We start from the raw sequence: 17,380 nt of genomic DNA on the forward strand, positions 1-17,380 counted from the left end.
ATGATTAAACCCCAAATATCAGATTACAGGACCCAGGCAGAAAATATCCATGGATCCGTAATAGCCCAGTGCCTCGTTCTTTGTCATTTTTCCTGAAAGAACATCCAGCATCAGACGGAAGGCCTCTTCTCCTACCTCCTCGATCGTCTTTTCCCCCTGAATGATCCGTCCTGCATTCAGATCCATATCGTGCTGCATCCGCTCATATGTATGAGGATTGCCGCAGATCTTGATTACAGGCATGGACGGAAAGCCCTGAGGTGCTCCTCTTCCAGTGGAGAACATCATAAACTGCGCTCCCGTGGCCGCCATTCCGGTCAGAATCTCCGGTTCCCGTCCCGGAGCATCCTTGATCCACAGCCCCTTCTGTCCGTCTACCCGGTCACAATATTCTAAAACTCCCTGGATCGGCCGATGGCCGGATTTTACGATCGCTCCCAGGCTCTTTTCCTCAATACTGGAAAGTCCTCCTGCAATATTGCCCGGTGTAGGCTGACCGCCTCTCATATCCTCTCCTACAGATTTAGCCCGTTTTTCCATCCGATCTACGATTTCATAGATTTTCTGGCCTATGGGGCCGTTTTCTCCGCCTACTGCCCGTTTAGCAAGAATGTGCTCGCCGCCTAAGAATTCTGTGGTTTCCCCAAATACCACAGTTGCTCCCAGGTCTACCAGCTTATCTGCCACATAACCAATCACGCAGTTGGAAGCCATACCGGAGGTAGTATCGGAAGCACCGCATTTAATTGCCATGACTACCTCAGAAATATCAACCGTTTCCCTCTGCAGTCCGGAAATCTCCTGAACCAGTCTCTGAGCCGCATCAATTCCGGCCTGGATTGCCCTGGAGGTTCCTCCCAGCTCCTGGATCCGGATAATCTCTACCGGTTTTCCGGCTGCCCGTATTTCTTCCACCATCCGCTCGTGGTCTGTTCCCTCACAGCCCAGGCTGACGATCAGCGCCGCTCCCACATTGGGGCTCTGTCCCAGATTGGAAAGGGTGTCCGTCACTCTCTTTAAGTCAATGGGAAGCTGGCAGCAGCCCTGATGATGAAAATATCCGATGGTTCCCTGCACCTGACGGCAGATTGCCTGGCCTACGTCATTAGCACAGATAACGCTGGGGATCACAGCTACCAGATTGCGGGCGCCAACCTTTCCATTGGCTCTCCGATATCCCTGAAATGTATATTCGCTCATTGCTCCACCTCCTCCAGATCGCCTCTGCCTCTTAATGCATCCAGGTTATGCACATGGACATAATCACCCTTTTTGATATCCGTGCTCGCCGCTCCAATGGATTCTCCATATTTCATAATATGAGCTCCCTTCGGAATGTCCGTCACTGCGATCTTGTGACCGTAGGGAACATCCCCATGGACGCAGATTTCTTCCTTCTGCCCCTTTTTATCCCGGACCTCTACCACCGTGCCGTCTGTGATATCATCGGCAAAAATGGTAGCTACATTGTCCAGATCGTCTACCTTTAACGCCAGCTTAAGCTCCATCTTAGTCCTCCTGTTCCTTTACTGCCAGCACTGCCACGCCATCGGGAATAACAATCACCCTTGCGTCCCGTCCCATCATCTCATAGGCCATTTCAAGAGCCTCATCCGGCGAAGAGGCCGGGATCATATTGGCTTTGCGTACCATCTCATGATCCAGATAGGTGGTCACAAGAATCACCTTATGCTTCTTTAAGATCCTGGAATAGATCTGTGCACACCACTGCTCCGGGATCGTCTCTCTGGGAGGAATCTTTGACAAATAAGCATCAATTTCATCCACCGTTCCCTGAACGATCAACTTTTCAAAATGAGTGCCGCCCATACCGTCAAAGCAGGAGGCACACATGATGATAACTCCGCCGTCTTTACAGCAGGCCTCTGCTGTGGCCACTGCCTTGGGACTCTGATACAGGTTCTGATCCAGAGGATAACCGCCGTTTGAGGTGATAACGATATCTCCCGTCATGCCCGGACACTGAGCCAGACCGCGGACAAACTCCACGCCTTTTTCATGAGCCTTTTCCAGATCTCCTGCAAAGGCTGCAATTACCTTTTTCTCCCCATTTAATGCTACATTTAAGATAAACTGAACATTCACTGCTCTGGCCGCATACACCATATCCTCATGGATGGGATTGTGCTCCAAAACGCCTGTAGCAGCATAGGGACTGGAAATGGCCTTGTAGGAATGGTTTTCATTTACGGTTGCCGCATTGCAGATACCCGGCAGGATACTCTTTCGTCCTCCTGAAAAGCCGGCAAAGAAATGCGGCTCAATAAATCCTTCCGTAATCAGCAGATCGCAGTCTAAGGCCAGTTTGTTTACCCACAGCTCCGCTCCGGAGGGAAGACCGGTCACATAGGCAAAATCATCCGGCTCAAATGCCTTATTTACCGCAATCTTCTCATGGTCTACGATCGGATCGCCAAACATCCTGCGCTGCTCTGCCTCTGTGGTAGGACGGTGAAGGCCGGTAGCGATCAGAATCGTAATATCTGCGTCCGGATTTCCTTTGCGGATCTCTGCCAGAAGCAAAGGCAGAGTCAGTTTACTTGGTACGGCCCTGGTGTGGTCTGAGGTAACAAGCACGATCCGGTTCTTTCCCTTTGCCAGTTCACTGAGCCTGGGTGTTCCGATGGGATGCTCCAGCGCCTCCTTTACCAGCTCCTCCTCACTCTTTCCTGCCTCGTATTCATCTGTGCGAGCCGTGATCACCGCCTCCAGATTTTTTTCATCCACATGGAGATCTAGACTGGAAGTGTAATATGGAATCTTAATAGTCTTCAAACTTCATCACCTTCCCTGAATTTTAATCCGTCTTTTTAAATTGTCGACTGTCTACTTTTTCATTCTATTGCATTTGCAGCTTAATGTCAATATTTTCCAATATTTTATTTTGTTTTCAACTTTTTTTGATATTTTTACACATATGACTGTCATAAAAAACAGACCCTCCATAGAATTACTTTTCCATGAACAGTCTGTTTCCTTTTTTATCCCCTTGCCACCTCTTTTACCAGAAGAAGCCTCTGCCCGGCCTTAATCTCCTCGTCCGCCAGTTCATTGGCTGATATGATGTGACTGATGGTCGTATGGAATTTTTTAGCGATCATCCAGAGACTGTCACCGGGCTGAACAATGTATCCCGCAATTCCCGGCAGCTCCTGAAGCTTCTTTAAATCCAGAGGGCCGGAAGAGATACCTGTGATCACCTGTTCCTTTACAGGCTGCAGAACCAGGAAGTCCAGCACTGCCACAGCCTTAATTTCCACCATATCTCCGCCCATCATCACGGCTGTGAGCTGTTCCAGCCCCGCATCCAGCTGATATACGCTGTCTTCCCGGATCCCTCTGGCCTCTGCCGTACATTTAAAGGGAATCTGCTCTACTGCCGGCTGAACCGGAGCCTGGTCATCACTGGTAAGATAAAGAAGTGTCACCTCCAAAACCCCCTCTATCTTTAAGCAGTCCTCTCCCGGTTCTACCTCATCCAGTTTTATGGTTCCGCTGTGATGACAGATCTGTAAAATCCGCTCTCCCTGGGGAAGCTTCACTTTTTCTCCGATTCTGGAACGGCATACATTTCGTGTAAGGATCCGGTCAAACACCGTTTCCCTACGCTCCGGCGTCAATTCCCGGCTGTTGGAATATACATCGCTTAAAAGCTCTGTTTCCAGTTCCTCATACAGACGGATATCCAGCTCAAGAACCCCGTCAATCTCCAGTTCCCGCATCTCTCCGTCATAATCCGGTTTTGCCTCGATCTCCCGATGGGAAAGCCGGACCGTAATCATGGGGATCTGATCCTCCTTTACTCCCTCTGCCTCCATTTCTCCTGAAAACGGGATCGTTTCCTCCAGCCACTGCACAGGCATTGTATCATCCTCCGCCTCATAGATCACAAATACCGTGAGCTCCCCTTCCAGATGCAGAGTGCCGTCAAGAGGCTTTACCGATACAGCCCGCAGCTTCATTTCTTTCCATAAAAGGCGGCCGATCCCCGGCTTTCCGCCTGTAAGCCCTACTGCCTCCCGAATCCGATAGGTATCCTTTCTGCATACTGCCATAGATGCGGCCGTCCTCCGGCGCTTTAGGGTTTCAACCGGCATTTCCCCATGATTCTCCGCAGCCCCTGTATAGGCCTCTGTATCCGTCCCCCCCTGCTTTACATCCACGGCAGCTTCTGTATCTTTTGATGCCTCAATCCGCACTTGAAGGGTAACGATCGCCTGAACTCCCAGTTTTCGGGAATGGATCATATTGGTATTCAGGTCATCCAGCGTCCAGGACAGACTCACTGTATCCTTATCCTCTAACTGGGGAACATTGATCATCTCCTCAAAAGGAATGCTGCCTCCCAGCGTCTGCAGTCCGCCCCCCTCCCTGCGGTACAGAACCTGAAATTCCAGACGTCCCTTTACATTTACCTTATCCCCCATAGGCTTTACCTGCTCCGCCTGGATCTCTCCATTATCCAGCATAACCTGCTCCATATCGTCCATGGTGTCAGGCACAATAAAATCATCATCCAGGGTGATCTGAGTAGCCACATTTCCTTTCCACTGGTTCATATGTATCTGTTTCTTTATAAGCTCCATAAAAACACCTGCCATCCCTCATAGTCTCTTATAAAAAGAATCTATGCAAATGGCAGGTTAAATATAACTCTCAATAAGTTTCCAAAAAATGGTGCCGCACACCCTTCTGGACATAGCCCAGACAGGCATCCAGATTGATATTTTCCACACTTTTCATGATATTCGCATCAATAAAGGGGCTGTTTTTCCTAAGCCTTGCGATAAGCTCCTTCATCTCCTGGCGCTTGGAAGTATGGACAATATCACCACCGTTCACCGCTTCCCCGGCAGCCGCCCGTTCTTTTGCGATCTGCTCCGTAAACCGGCAGGCACATTGGAGGAAATGAAGGTGGTTGCTGTCCCTCCAGGCCAAAATATCCTCTTCCTTTACAAAATACAAAGGCCGTATGAGCTCCATACCTGAAAAGTTGGTGCTGTGAAGCTTTGGCATCATGGTATTGATCTGGCCGCCGTAAAGGATCCCCATAAGAATGGTTTCGATCACATCATCAAAATGGTGTCCCAGTGCGATCTTATTGCAGCCCAGCTCCTTTGCATGGGAATAGAGGTAACCCCTCCGCATTCTGGCGCAGAGGTAACAGGGGGACTGATCCACATCCACCACAATATCAAAAATATCCGAGTCAAAGATCCGCACAGGGATATTCATAAGAGCTGCATTTTCCTCAATGAGCTTCCTGTTTTCCGGCTGATATCCCGGATCCATCACAATAAATTCCAGTTCAAACTTCGTATCACTCTGGCGCTTTAACTGCTGCAGGCACTTGGCAAGCAGCATGGAGTCCTTTCCTCCGGAAATGCACACAGCCACCCGGTCCCCGTCCTGAATCATCTCATATTCCTGAAGCCCCTTTACAAAGGGCCTCCAGATGGTTTTTCTGTATTCTTTTATAATACTCCGTTCTATATTAACGTAAGGGGCTTCCTGCTTCATCCCTGTGTGCTTTCTCCTTCTGTTTTCTCATTTCCGGATACGGATTTCTGTGAAAGAAGCTTTACCGTTTCCTTCAGCTGCGTAATCTCCTGAGTCATCATCCGGATCTGGTTCTTCATCTGCTCGTATTCCTCTAACGTCATAGTTTCCCGCTTTTTCGGCAGGGTAACGCCGTCCTTTTTTATGGGACGGGCCGGAATTCCCACGGCTGTTACATTGTCCTCCAAGGGCTTTAAAAGCACCGCATTGGCGGCAATAGAACAGTTGTCTCCCACCTCAAAGGCGCCTAAAATCTTAGCTCCTGCGCCTACCATAACGTTATTTCCAAGAGTTGGATGACGTTTTCCCTTTTTAGTTCCCACGCCACCCAGCGTAACTCCCTGGTAAATAGTGCAGTTATCTCCCACCACTGCCGTCTCTCCGATGACCACACCGCTTCCGTGGTCGATCAGAATCCCGCGTCCCAGCGTAGCGCCCGGATGGATCTCGATCAGCGTAAAGAAACGGGCTATCTGTGAAATAAGCCTGGCAATAAAAAACATTTTATGCTGGTAAAACCAGTGGGCAAACCGATGCCAGATCAAAGCATGAATGCCCTGATACAGCAAAAGAACCTCAAGCGCACTGCGGGCCGCCGGATCCCGCTCCTGCACTGCCTTTATATCCAGCCAAATATCCTTTAAGATCATTTCTGCTACCAACCTTTCCAAAATGCATCCATTTTGATTCATAACGCATTTTGATGTAGTATAGCATATGATCCCGGCGAAAAAAAGGATTTTCTTTCTACTTAAAAATAACCGGCTCCTCTAAAAGCTCTGTCCGCAGTACAATATAGGGGAAGGACTTCTCCGTGCCCGGATCTTCCCCCTTTTCCGGCCCCATCAGCTCCGTTGCAAGGACAATCGAATTTTCCGTCAGATAAAGTTCTCTTATGCTGATACTGTATCCCCCTGTAGGCTGGGCCCCATATCCTACCGCTATGTACAGGTTCTTATCATCCGTGTAAGTCAGCTTAAAGGGCTGGGACACCTTTTCTGAAATCAGCTTTGAAAGTTCTTCAGGCAGCTCCTCTGAAGGGACAGTCTGAAATTCCAGATCCCGCACCTTATCCCTGTTTTCCTTTGAAACGGAACAGCCTGTAAAGCCTGCAGCAAGAGAAAGAATCAGTCCCGTCATCCAAAGAATCCTTAAAACTCGTTTCATATCTGCAAAAACCTCCCGAAATATACCATCTGTTATCAGTATATTCCGGGAGGCCTGTCTGCGACCCTTACATTATTTTACGGATCCATCCTTCTGGCGCCTCAATGCGTCCCATCTGGATACCGGTCAGCGTATCATACAGCTTCTTTGTAACAGGACCCATCTCCTCCATACCACTTGGGAAGCAGATTTCCTTGCCATGGTCATTAACCTTTCCTACAGGGGAGATCACAGCCGCGGTTCCGCAGAGGCCGCATTCTGCAAATTCCTTTAATTCTTCCAGCTTTACAGGTCTCTGTGTTACCTTTAAGCCCAGATAATGTTCTGCCACATACATGAGAGAACGTCTCGTAATAGACGGGAGAATGGAATTGGATTTAGGCGTAACAACCTCTCCGTCCTTTGTAATAAAGATGAAATTAGCTCCGCCGGTTTCCTCTACATACGTTCTGGTGGCCGGATCCAGGAACATATTTTCATCAAATCCATTGGCATGAGCCGTTTCATGGGCATGAAGGCTCATGGCGTAATTTAATCCAGCCTTTACATGACCCGTTCCATGAGGAGCCGCACGGTCAAAATCACTGACGCAGATGGTAATCGGCTTCGCTCCGCCCTTAAAATAAGGACCCACTGGCGTCACAAACATTCTAAACTGATACTCATCAGACGGCTTAACGCCGATCACAGGACCAGAAGCAAACATATAGGGGCGTATATACAGGGTTGCTCCGCTGCCGTAAGGCGGAACCCAGGCCGCATTTGCCTTTACCACCTGATCCAGAGCTTCCAGAAAACGCTCTTTAGGAAACACAGGCATCTCCAGACGTCTGGCAGAGTCCATCATGCGCTCTGCATTTAAGTCCGGACGGAAGGTAACGATGCTGCCGTCCTCTGTGGTATACGCCTTTAATCCCTCAAAGCACTCCTGGCAGTACTGTAAAATGCCTGCACATTCATTGAGCACTACCGTTGAATCAGCCGTCAGCCGTCCCTCTCCCCATACTCCATTCTTATAATCTGCTACATATCGCATATCTGTGGGCACATAACTGAAACCGATATTACCCCAGTCCAGATTCTTTTTTTCCATAGCTGCTTCCTCCATTCCTGTCCTTGGAATTTATTTTACAGACATTATAGACTTATTAAATCAGAAAATCAACGTCAAAACAGGAGGATGGGTATATCATTCGGATATGGAAGGTATAACCCGTACCGGAAATACCTTTGGATAGAATTGACATCCTTCCAGCAGTGTTCTATGATACAGTCAGAAACGGCAGAAAGGACTTTATCGATGAAACTTCCTGAGTTCAGAAAACAAATAGAAACATATTCCATAGAAGAGCTGCGCTATCTGACCGCAGAACTGTACAAAGCGATCCCGAAGAAAATAAAAGAGGAAAAGGACATTGACCCCCTGGTTCTGTCTGTTCCGGAGCATTTCAAAGAAAATGGAACAGGCAAGGCCTCTTCCCCCTCTAAAGTAAAAAAAGCCCCGGATCTTGGAGCCCTGGAATCAGAGATTGAACTTTTTCTTGAAAATGCCTATGCACAGAATTATTTTGCCCCAAACCGCTTCGTTCCAAAGCATGAGCGGCCCAAATGGCGTTTTAAGGTGAAAAACTATATTAAAACCCTTCGGGATCATTATACAGAAGGGGAGGAGGCTGAGACTGCGGCTCTTCTTCTGGAAAAGCTGTACCGTATGCTGTGTTACGGCTGCTGCTATTATATTTTCAGTACAACCGATCCTTTCCAGTCCATCGGAATGAGGCAGAATGAACTTCTGGATCTTGTGATCAAAAAAAGTTTTGCCTGCGGAGTCACCAGTGAACGCATCTGCAAAATGGAAGAAATTTCCACATTAAGCGGATTAAGCTATGATATGCTTTCTGGATCCCTTCTTTCTGTCCTTGCTGCAAATTTAAAGACTGCAGATATGAAGGAAACTGCGATTGCAGAGGCAAAAAAACTGAGACAGAAAATTGTCAGCATACGTTATTCCGACCGTGAACAGAAAAACAGCTTAACTACTCTGATTCTGATGATCCATTTCTCTCTGTACGAATATGAGGAGGGGATCAGGGATTTTAAGGAAAAGTATCTGGAACCGGATAAAGAGATCTTATATTACGTACTGCTAAGCCATATGTTTTTCTATGATCTTAAAAATCACTGGGTGCGGGAGTACAAAACGGCTTTGAATCAAGGAATTTCTCTGAGGAAATCTCTGATGGAAATATATGAATATCTGATGGAGCATGGGGAATTTCCGGAGAGCTTTTATTTATAAAAGGAATGGAGGATACACTTATATGTGGCTGTTTTTCGCGCTGCTGTCCGCTCTCTTTGCGGCCCTTACTTCCATTTTGGCAAAACTTGGAATCGATGGAGTAAATTCAAATCTGGCAACCGCCATCCGGACCGTTGTAGTCGTAGTGATGGCCTGGGGAATGGTATTTCTTACCCATGCTCAAAACGGAATTTTTTCGATTGGAAGAAAAAGCTGGATTTTTCTCATCCTGTCCGGCCTTGCCACCGGCGCCTCCTGGCTCTGCTACTACCGTGCATTACAGCTGGGAGACGCCTCAAAAGTTGTTCCTGTGGATAAACTCAGCGTTGTGATGACGCTGATCCTTGCTTTTGTCTTTCTCCATGAAGATTTTACCGCAAAGTCGCTCATAGGGTGTATTCTTATTGGAGCCGGGACGTTGGTAATGGTATTATAGGTATACTGCTGAAGCTTTTTACCTCTCCAGAAAATCTATAAGTAAAAATAAAATCAAATTGGAAAGGTGACGATTATGTTAAAGAAAACTCATATGCTGTACAACAACCGGAAATGGATTTCCAACGGTATGACAGCCAGCATAAACCGCATAAAGGATATCCTGGCGATCAGTTTTCAGCCTGTGGTAGGGGAATTAAACCAAAAATACAAAGCGTCTATCCACCCTCTATAAGATAAATAGACGCTCTGTTCATTTGTATATCATGTTTCTTCATACTCAAAAATCAGTTCTTCTGTCAAATACTCATCGCTCATACAATGTAAATCTGATACCCCTTCACGGAGTAAAGGATAAAGAGCAGAACAATAGAAAAATTTCAGGGCTTCATCGAAAGACAGATTTTTCTTTTTCGAAAATCGCTCAATGATCCGGGCATATTTTTTTGCAGCAAAATCGGATTGGCTGTCAAATCTGTTCACTCCCTTCATAATGCAGATACTCATCAAGAACCGTTTGTGTACGCAGGCACATCTGCAGGTTTGGTTTTTCATAACGCAATCGGCGAATCGCTTCCTTCTTATCAATTAAATTATCAAAGTAAAGTTCAACAGTATTAAATACTTTATCATTTGCAGCACCGCCAATCACTATATCGTAATCGGTTGCATCATTCCCCTTCTGCATTTCAGAATTTTAAGTCTCTGATAAGCTGATTCGTCAAAACTGTAGTGAGAAACAATTCCTCTTTTCCCGCGCCGCTTAAATCTTTCATACCACTTTATTGCCTGTTCATAAAGTGGTGTTGTATAAAAACCACGCCCAAAATCAAGATTCTCTCTGGAATGTACTAAATCCGGAGTTTGAACTTCCAAATATGAACCATGATATAAAATCATAATTGGATACCCATTTCTTCTATAAGATTAATAATATCGTCCACAATATATTCTTTGCTCTGGGTATGAAGCATCTCATACTCCGGTATAACATAACTGTTTAAAATATCGCTCTTTTCTGTCAAAGCTCGATACCATTTTTTCAGACTCATTGCAATATTTTCAATGCAGAAAACAGCAAATTCCAGTTCATCGGTATTTTTTATTTTTATATCATCCAACATCGTCAGCTCCCCTCCGTCATTCATATTTTTGATCTCAGCATCTTGAGGTTAAAGTAAATACTTCTGTATACTTTTAATTTCCATGGAACAAGTATATGACAACCTTCTGCTTTTGGCTATCTCCCCAATGCATAAAATACCACAGCTTGTAATATGATGGTAAAAACGTTCTCAGGGTGAAATACCATGAAGGAATATATTGAAGAACGGGCCATTGCTATTGCGAATTACATTATCGACCACAACGCTACCGTGCGCCAGACAGCCAGACGGTTTGGAATTTCCAAGTCTACGGTACATAAGGATGTCACCGATCGTTTGGAACACATCAACCCATCCCTCGCCGCCCAGGCCAGAGTAGTGCTGGACATCAACAAATCCGAACGGCATATCCGGGGCGGACTGGCTACAAAGGAAAAATACCAGCATCGGCTGGCAATCTGCAGTAAAGAGAACAGCTAAACAAATACTTATGTGTACTACATAATCGAGTAGGAGGCGGTGATTAACCGCCGTCCTCTCACAGCACCGTACGTACCGTTCGGTATACGGCGCTTTCAATAGTTGACGTGCACAGACTGGTAGGCTGTGGCTAAATCATAATAGCCACTGTTTATCAGTCTTTCTTTATTCAGCGCCCAAATCACAGCTTTGTTATTACTGATATACCAATACTTTCTGCGACTGTTTGCTATTGTTGCCGCATAGTGTTCTGGAATTCCCAGCTTGACTAGATTCTTATATTTTGTTCTAGGTTTCTTCCACTGTTTCCATATACACATACGTATTCTGTGATAGAGCCATCCCCTCGCATACACTTTGATTTTTCCAAGGCTCGGCTTGATTGACTGACATGACCTACGGGAAGATAACTCTTTCAGTCTCGACTTAAACTTCTTCCATGACTTCGGATGTACTCGGACATAAATGCCCTGTTTTGGTTTCTGAAAAACTTCTTGTGAAAGCCCACGGAAAAGGTACATTTGTTGCTGCTGCAAAATCAAAAATCAGCAATTCAACATTTTTAAGTTTTACGGAAAACGTTACATCTATGGGAAAAACGCTTGTAACAAAAACAATTCGCGTTACTCATACTACCCCCACAGAACACCAAATGCATTTTTTTGAAATGGCTACGCAGGAGCCGCTTATTATGATCGAACGTCTTCGAATTGTAGATCATGTGCCAATTTGTGTAGAAACATCCTGGTTTTCTCAAAAATTTGATTCTCTGGAACATAAAGATTTAAATGGATCTCTGTATTCCATTTTGCAAAACGATTACAATATTATTCCCTATAATGGAAGTAAAACTATCGAACTATGTTATGCATCTCAGGAAGAATCCGAACTTCTCGATGTACCAAGAGGTTCTGCATTAATGCTTGTAGAAGACCTTGTGTATGACAGCAGCGGAACCCCTTTGCACATCTCGAAACAGGTTGTTCGCGGGGACAAATTCAAATATGCCCTCAAATAATTGTCAAAAAACACAGAACGACTGACGCAGTAAAAAGATACTATGCTTAACCTCTATATCCATTTTCTCCGTACCGCTCTCTCCATATCTGCCGGATCTCATCCATCAGCCGGATCAGCGCTATGCTGTCCTGAGGGCTGTGTATCCGGCTGAAGCTCTTTCCCTCTGCCACGCAGCGGGATACTTCGCGGATTTCATACTCAAAGCCGTTGATCTCTACAGGAAGCTCCACATCCCAGGCCTCTTTATCCAGAGGCTGCACGGTCATTTTCACCGCATGCTGAAAATCGGGAAGGAAAATGCTTCCTTTTGTACCTGTGATCACTGCGTTTCTCTCAATCAGACGGTCTGTAGCCTGAACCGAATCAGCCCGTACGCCTCCCGGATACCAGAGAGTCAGGCTGCTGTAGTCATCGGTCCCCAGCTCATTCAGCTTCATTTCCGTTTCAATGCGTTCCGGAACCATATTTAAAACCATCTGTATAAAGCCCAGATTGTAGATACCTATATCCATCAGGGCTCCGCCTCCCAGCTCCGGCGTAAGCTTCCGTGTTCTGCGGATTCCCGAGGCTTCAAAGCCGTACCGGCATTCCGCCTTCTGAAGCTCTCCAATCACACCCTCAGCCAGAAGCTCTCTCATTTTATCATAGAGCGGCAGGAATCGAATCCAGAATGCTTCCATAAGAAATAATCCTTTTTCCTCTGCCAGCCGGTACAGCTCTTCCGACTCTTCTCTTTTCGTTGTCAGAGGCTTCTCGCACAAAACGTGCTTTCCCGCCTCCAGACATTTCTTACAATCCTCAAAATGCAGACGGTTGGGCGTAGCCACATAAACTGCTTCTACCTGCCGGTCTGCCAGAAGCTCCTCATAGGAGGCATAATAGGTACTGATTCCATATTTTTCTGCAAATTCCTTTCCCCGCTCCAGACTCCGGGAGCCTACGGCCACAATCTGCTCCTCCTTTTCCATTTTCCCTACGGTTTGCGCAAACTTTCCTGCAATATTTCCTGTTGCCAAAATTCCCCACTTCATAGGCTGACCTCCTGTTTTTTCAGAATTATCATTTTCTTTCCCTATTATAATAATCACATGACAGCCTGTCAATTTTGCTCTTGTATCCCTCTTCAAAAACAGTTATAATTTTCTGTACTGTCCATTTTCGAGTTATAAGGAGGTTTTTACAAATGACATTTTATCAGGAACTGCAATTAAATTCCGCTGGTTCCAAAGCCCTGATCCGGATCACCCGGGACAAAAAGGAACGTATGCGCCACATTCTTATCTACAACTTCAAGGTCTATCTGGTTGTCGCCTTCTGCTTTGCCGCCGTCACGCTGTTCAGTATGATATTTGGAAATGAAAACAGTATCGCCGGAGTAGTTGTGCTGCTGGCTCTTTTAGTGCTGCGCCAGGCCGATTTTGGAATCCATACCTCTCACGGGCTTTTATGTATTGTCGGCATCTTTGGCATTCTCATGACCGGCCCCAGACTGTCCAATATGGTATCTCCCTTTGCCGCCTTTTTTATCAATCTGATCTGCATCCTGCTTTTGATGCTTTTAGGCTGCCACAATGTAATCATGTCCAACCATTCTACCTTTGTGCTGTCCTATCTGATTCTTCAGGGCTATGATGTAAGCGGCTATTCCTGGATGATGCGTACGGCCGGGCTTTTTGTGGGTATGCTTTTATGTATGGCAGTATTTTATAAAAATCAGAAACACCGGCTTCACAAAAGAGAATTTAAGGATCTGTTCCACGAATTTGATCCCCGCTCCCTGAGAAATCGGTGGTATATCAAGCTGACCTTATGTGTATCTACGGTACTTTTAATTGCATCTCTTCTCGGTATCCCACGGGCCATGTGGGCCGGAATTGCCTGTATGTCCGTGTGCCTTCCCTTCCAGAAGGATCTTGTAAAACGGGCTCACATACGCTGGATCTACAACATCCTGGGATGCATGATCTTTCTTGTAATCTATGCCGTTCTGCCCAAAGAACTCCATCCCATGATCGGACTTTTAGGCGGCATCGGAGTGGGATACTCTGCCGGATACCCCTGGCAGACGGTATTTAATACCTTCGGCGCCCTCTCCATTGCCTCCGGACTTTTCGGTGCAGCCGGCGCTGTGATCCTGCGCATTGCAACCAATGCAGGCGCTGCCTTCTATACAGCTCTGATGGGCAGTCTCATTGACAGGGCTTCCGACCGGCTTTTCTGCAGGGAATAGAATATGGAAAATCAAAAAACAGCCCAAGGGCCGCCGCCATTTTCAGGCAGCACACCCTGAGCTGTTTTTCATTTTAAAATATTACTTAAGCTCCGGCCAATACTCCTTATTTGCCACAATAAGCTCATCCAGGATCTGCTTTGCCACACCGGCGCTTGGCACGGTCTTGGACAGAGTAAGAGCCTGCCACAGCTTTAAGTAGCTCTTCTCTACATAAGCCTCTACCACAAGCTTCTCAACTGCCAGCTGCTCCTGCATCATCCCGCGCTCAAAGGTGGGGATCTCGCCCTGGCACATAGCCTCAGGACCGTTACTTCCTACTACACAGGGAACCTCTACCATGGCGTCGGAGTCAAAGTTGCTGATCGCGCCCTTGTTCTCCACGATGCACAGCATGATCTCATGGGTGTTGTAGGCGATAGCCTTTGCCAGAGACACGATAAAGGAAGCGTGATTGTCCACGGTAAACTCGCCGCCGGTGGCCGTACCCTTGCGGATGATCTCTCTGGCTGCGCCGAATACCTCTTTCTCACGGCCTTCGATCACCTCGTCGGCGCGGGTGTGGTTTGGGTCGGAATGTTCTACCACATAGTCGGGATAAAGATAATATTTCAGATAAGTATTTGGTAAAAACTGGGGATCCAGTGCCAGAAGGTCCTTTGCCTTTCTGTGGGTTGCCTGCCAGCTCTCATCCATGTGCTGAGTCTCAATGGCCTTCTGAGTAAGGTAACCGTTTTCAGACACATACTCTAAGAGCTTTGGCATATAATCCTCGCCTGTGGTCTTATCCTTTACGCTGGTCCACCAGCCGAAATGGTTCAGGCCGAAATAGCGCACATCCAGATCATCATACTCTTTTCCCACGATATAGGCCATTCTTCTTCTGGTTCCTACGGGCATATCGCAGATATTGATGACTCTTGCATCGGGACGCAGTACCCGGCAGGCCTCTGCCACGATAGCAGCCGGATTGGAGTAGTTTAACATCCAGCACTCAGGAGAATATTTTACCATATAGTCAATGATCTCCAGCATACCGGTGATGCTTCTCATACCGTAGGCAATACCGCCCGGTCCGCAGGTTTCCTGACCAACCACACCATACTTTAAGGGGATTCTCTCATCTAACTGGCGCATGGCGTATTTTCCCACACGGATATGTGCCATACAGAAATCCTTTCCTGTAAATGCTTCCGCAGGATCTGTGGTGTAGGAGAAATGAATGTGAGGTGCTTCCTCCTTCATCAGTATCTCCAGCGCTTCCCCGATGACAGCCTGACGCTCCCCGTCATTGTCGTAAAGGGTAACGGAATTTAACGGAAAATCCTCCTGGTGCTCCAGCATCATTTTCACGATTCCCGGTGTATAGGTGCTTCCGCCACCTGCGATTACTACATCAAATGCTTTCTTTGCCATATCTGCATACTCCCTTTCTAAACTTTACTGATCCAGGCCCAGTTCCCTATCCACTGCCTGTCTCACCTGGTTAATGTGGAGACCGTAAATTACCTGTACGTTTTCTCCCTTTTTCATCACTCCGGCAGCTCCTGTCTTCTGCTTTAAAACATCATCCTGTACCAGAGTATTATCCTTTACAATCAGACGCAGACGGGTAAAGCAGTTGTCTACCTTTACGATATTGCCTGCTCCGCCCAGCGCTTCCACGATCAGAGCTGCGTTGATTTCTTCGCCCTTTGCGTTCTTTTTGCCTTCCTGCTTCTCCTTGTACTCAGCCTTGGTATGAAGCTTCATTTCCATGCCCTCAGACTCACGTCCCAGAGTTTTTAAGTTGAACTTGGCGATCATAAAACGGAACAGCAGGTAGTAAACTACAAATTCGCCTACACCGATCAGCAGGTACGTCGGCCATGCTGTCTTTTCAATCCCCAACGGCAGGTTGTAAAGGATAAAGTCAATAAAACCATTCGGTCCGATGGCACGGCAGTTCAGCAGGTTAAATACAACCATACCCAAACCGCTTAATACAGCGTGCGCTACAAACAGGATAGGCGCTGTAAACAGGAAAGAGAACTCGATGGGCTCTGTTACGCCTGCGATAAAGGAGGTAAATGCCGCCGGGATCAGGATTGCCTTGATCTTTGTACGGTTCTCCGGTCTTGCAGTATGGTACATAGCCAGACATGCGCCCACCAGACCGAACATCTTGGAAAGTCCTCTTGCATCCCATACAACAGAAGCGGATAACATCGTTACGTTCGGATCTGCCATTTCTGCATAGTAAATGTTGCGGCAGCCCTCAAATACCTGTCCTGCCACCTCAGCAGTACCGCCAAGATTGGTGTACAGGAACGGAGTGTATACCAGATGGTGAAGTCCTGTGGGGATCAACAGACGCTCTAATGCTCCATAAAGGAAGATTCCGAAGTTTCCGGCCTGATTGATGAAATATCCCAGCTGGTCAATACCGGACTGAACCACCGGCCATACATAAGTCAGCACTACTGCCAACAGGATAACCACAGGAATCAGAACGATAAATACGAAACGTGTTCCGCCGTAAATCTGGAACGCATTGTTAAATTCTGTATCAATAAAACGGTTGTGTACATACGCGGTCACGCAGCCCAGGATCATTCCCAGGAATACGCCCATATCCAGAATCTGGATTCCCAGAACCATCGCCTGTCCGGTTCCTCTTAAGGCTGCCGGATCAGCTAAAATACCGCGAAGATCCATAAATTTGTTCATGGCATTGATAAATACCAGAAATGCCAGCATGGCAGTAAATCCGGCTTCCGCCTTTTTCTTCTTTGCCAGTCCAACTGCGATTCCTGCACAGAAGATCAGTCCCAGGTTATTTAAAATAGCCACCAGAGCGCCGGATAAGATGGTTCCGAAGCCCTTTGTTACCGGATTATCCAGGAATGGAAGGATCTCGATCAGTCTTGCGTTTGTAAATACATTTCCCACTGCAATGAGAAGACCGGCGATCGGAAGGATCAGCACCGGCATGAACATAGCTTTGGAAAATGCCTGCATTGTGCTCATAACTTTTTCTTTCATTTCATACCTCTCCGTTTTTCTAACTTTAACCCCGCGTGG

21 protein-coding genes and 1 pseudogene are annotated in these 17,380 nt (G+C 46.8%); 6 read left to right on the top strand and 16 right to left on the bottom strand.

Annotation, left to right across the window (positions count from 1 at the left end):
* Window positions 1–18: 18 nt before the first annotated feature.
* The 8 genes from BN3656_RS04830 to BN3656_RS04865 all read right to left on the bottom strand — a co-directional run bounded on the left by BN3656_RS04830 (window position 19) and on the right by BN3656_RS04865 (window position 7,840).
* Entirely contained in the window at window positions 19–1,200 is a 1,182-nt protein-coding gene (locus BN3656_RS04830) for a UxaA family hydrolase (protein ID WP_066544753.1), read from the bottom strand.
* Window positions 1,197–1,508, bottom strand: coding sequence for a UxaA family hydrolase (locus BN3656_RS04835; protein ID WP_066544754.1), 312 nt, complete (start codon window positions 1,506–1,508; stop codon window positions 1,197–1,199). Before BN3656_RS04835 ends, BN3656_RS04830 begins: the two co-directional genes overlap by 4 nt.
* Before the next feature lies 1 nt (window position 1,509).
* Window positions 1,510–2,796, bottom strand: coding sequence for a nickel-dependent lactate racemase (gene larA / locus BN3656_RS04840; protein ID WP_066544755.1), 1,287 nt, complete (start codon window positions 2,794–2,796; stop codon window positions 1,510–1,512).
* A gap of 206 nt (window positions 2,797–3,002) precedes the next feature.
* Complete coding sequence (locus BN3656_RS04845) at window positions 3,003–4,622, bottom strand: SPOCS domain-containing protein (protein WP_347460621.1); 1,620 nt, start codon at window positions 4,620–4,622, stop codon at window positions 3,003–3,005.
* A gap of 55 nt (window positions 4,623–4,677) precedes the next feature.
* The gene (locus BN3656_RS04850; RefSeq protein WP_066544757.1) at window positions 4,678–5,541 is read right to left on the bottom strand and encodes an ATP-binding protein; all 864 of its coding nucleotides are present in this window, start codon (window positions 5,539–5,541) and stop codon (window positions 4,678–4,680) included.
* Window positions 5,538–6,230 carry a serine O-acetyltransferase gene (cysE, locus tag BN3656_RS04855; RefSeq protein ID WP_066544759.1) on the bottom strand — a complete coding sequence of 231 codons (693 nt, stop codon included), beginning with the start codon at window positions 6,228–6,230 and terminating at the stop codon, window positions 5,538–5,540. The genes BN3656_RS04850 and cysE overlap by 4 nt, the downstream gene beginning before the upstream one ends.
* A gap of 97 nt (window positions 6,231–6,327) precedes the next feature.
* On the bottom strand, window positions 6,328–6,720 hold the full coding sequence (locus tag BN3656_RS04860) for a protease complex subunit PrcB family protein (RefSeq protein WP_242962950.1): 393 nt from the start codon (window positions 6,718–6,720) through the stop codon (window positions 6,328–6,330).
* A 94-nt stretch (window positions 6,721–6,814) separates the two neighbouring features.
* Window positions 6,815–7,840 (bottom strand): branched-chain amino acid aminotransferase, encoded by a 1,026-nt coding sequence (locus tag BN3656_RS04865; RefSeq protein WP_066544763.1) that lies wholly within the window; start codon window positions 7,838–7,840, stop codon window positions 6,815–6,817.
* Window positions 7,841–8,011: 171 nt separating this feature from the next.
* Between BN3656_RS04865 and BN3656_RS04870 the strand changes: the two genes are divergently transcribed.
* The 3 genes from BN3656_RS04870 to BN3656_RS16610 all read left to right on the top strand — a co-directional run bounded on the left by BN3656_RS04870 (window position 8,012) and on the right by BN3656_RS16610 (window position 9,716).
* Window positions 8,012–9,046: a hypothetical protein gene (locus tag BN3656_RS04870; RefSeq protein ID WP_096807393.1), complete on the top strand. Its 1,035-nt coding sequence runs from the start codon at window positions 8,012–8,014 to the stop codon at window positions 9,044–9,046.
* A gap of 22 nt (window positions 9,047–9,068) precedes the next feature.
* The gene (locus BN3656_RS04875) at window positions 9,069–9,482 is read left to right on the top strand and encodes an EamA family transporter (protein WP_066544766.1); all 414 of its coding nucleotides are present in this window, start codon (window positions 9,069–9,071) and stop codon (window positions 9,480–9,482) included.
* Window positions 9,483–9,557: 75 nt separating this feature from the next.
* The gene (locus BN3656_RS16610) at window positions 9,558–9,716 is read left to right on the top strand and encodes a hypothetical protein (RefSeq protein WP_167544859.1); all 159 of its coding nucleotides are present in this window, start codon (window positions 9,558–9,560) and stop codon (window positions 9,714–9,716) included.
* A 29-nt stretch (window positions 9,717–9,745) separates the two neighbouring features.
* Here the strand turns inward: BN3656_RS16610 and BN3656_RS04880 are convergent, their stop codons facing one another.
* The 4 genes from BN3656_RS04880 to BN3656_RS04890 are packed head-to-tail and all read right to left on the bottom strand — an operon-like array spanning window position 9,746 to window position 10,629.
* The gene (locus BN3656_RS04880; protein WP_347460625.1) at window positions 9,746–10,036 is read right to left on the bottom strand and encodes a DUF3791 domain-containing protein; all 291 of its coding nucleotides are present in this window, start codon (window positions 10,034–10,036) and stop codon (window positions 9,746–9,748) included.
* Window positions 9,951–10,169, bottom strand: coding sequence for a DUF3990 domain-containing protein (locus BN3656_RS17065; RefSeq protein WP_340274990.1), 219 nt, complete (start codon window positions 10,167–10,169; stop codon window positions 9,951–9,953). Before BN3656_RS17065 ends, BN3656_RS04880 begins: the two co-directional genes overlap by 86 nt.
* Window positions 10,133–10,381, bottom strand: coding sequence for a DUF3990 domain-containing protein (locus BN3656_RS17070; protein ID WP_337434561.1), 249 nt, complete (start codon window positions 10,379–10,381; stop codon window positions 10,133–10,135). Before BN3656_RS17070 ends, BN3656_RS17065 begins: the two co-directional genes overlap by 37 nt.
* A complete protein-coding gene (locus BN3656_RS04890) occupies window positions 10,378–10,629 on the bottom strand; it encodes a DUF3791 domain-containing protein (protein ID WP_347460628.1) in 252 nt (83 codons plus the stop codon). Before BN3656_RS04890 ends, BN3656_RS17070 begins: the two co-directional genes overlap by 4 nt.
* 162 nt (window positions 10,630–10,791) lie before the next feature.
* Here BN3656_RS04890 and spoIIID point away from each other — a divergent pair, with 162 nt between their 5' ends.
* Entirely contained in the window at window positions 10,792–11,067 is a 276-nt protein-coding gene (gene spoIIID, locus BN3656_RS04895) for a sporulation transcriptional regulator SpoIIID (protein WP_066544770.1), read from the top strand.
* Window positions 11,068–11,162: 95 nt separating this feature from the next.
* Here spoIIID and BN3656_RS17075 read toward each other — a convergent pair.
* Window positions 11,163–11,540 (bottom strand): annotated as a pseudogene (locus tag BN3656_RS17075) (group II intron reverse transcriptase/maturase); the annotation flags it as partial.
* A 23-nt stretch (window positions 11,541–11,563) separates the two neighbouring features.
* On the opposite strand from BN3656_RS17075, the gene BN3656_RS04905 reads away from it, so the two are divergent.
* Window positions 11,564–12,085 (top strand): GntR family transcriptional regulator, encoded by a 522-nt coding sequence (locus tag BN3656_RS04905; RefSeq protein ID WP_207653710.1) that lies wholly within the window; start codon window positions 11,564–11,566, stop codon window positions 12,083–12,085.
* A 46-nt stretch (window positions 12,086–12,131) separates the two neighbouring features.
* Here the strand turns inward: BN3656_RS04905 and BN3656_RS04910 are convergent, their stop codons facing one another.
* Window positions 12,132–13,118 carry a Gfo/Idh/MocA family oxidoreductase gene (locus BN3656_RS04910; RefSeq protein WP_066544776.1) on the bottom strand — a complete coding sequence of 329 codons (987 nt, stop codon included), beginning with the start codon at window positions 13,116–13,118 and terminating at the stop codon, window positions 12,132–12,134.
* A 152-nt stretch (window positions 13,119–13,270) separates the two neighbouring features.
* Between BN3656_RS04910 and BN3656_RS04915 the strand changes: the two genes are divergently transcribed.
* Complete coding sequence (locus BN3656_RS04915) at window positions 13,271–14,317, top strand: FUSC family protein (protein ID WP_066544781.1); 1,047 nt, start codon at window positions 13,271–13,273, stop codon at window positions 14,315–14,317.
* Between the two features lie 81 nt (window positions 14,318–14,398).
* On the opposite strand, the gene BN3656_RS04920 is transcribed toward BN3656_RS04915, so the two are convergent.
* Both BN3656_RS04920 and BN3656_RS04925 read right to left on the bottom strand, forming a co-directional pair.
* Window positions 14,399–15,733 (bottom strand): 6-phospho-alpha-glucosidase, encoded by a 1,335-nt coding sequence (locus tag BN3656_RS04920; protein WP_066544783.1) that lies wholly within the window; start codon window positions 15,731–15,733, stop codon window positions 14,399–14,401.
* A gap of 24 nt (window positions 15,734–15,757) precedes the next feature.
* A complete protein-coding gene (locus BN3656_RS04925; RefSeq protein WP_066544785.1) occupies window positions 15,758–17,341 on the bottom strand; it encodes a PTS transporter subunit EIIC in 1,584 nt (527 codons plus the stop codon).
* Window positions 17,342–17,380 lie beyond the last annotated feature (39 nt).

It is taken from the genome of Clostridium sp. AT4 (assembly GCF_001517625.2).
Lineage (GTDB): Bacteria > Bacillota > Clostridia > Lachnospirales > Lachnospiraceae > Enterocloster.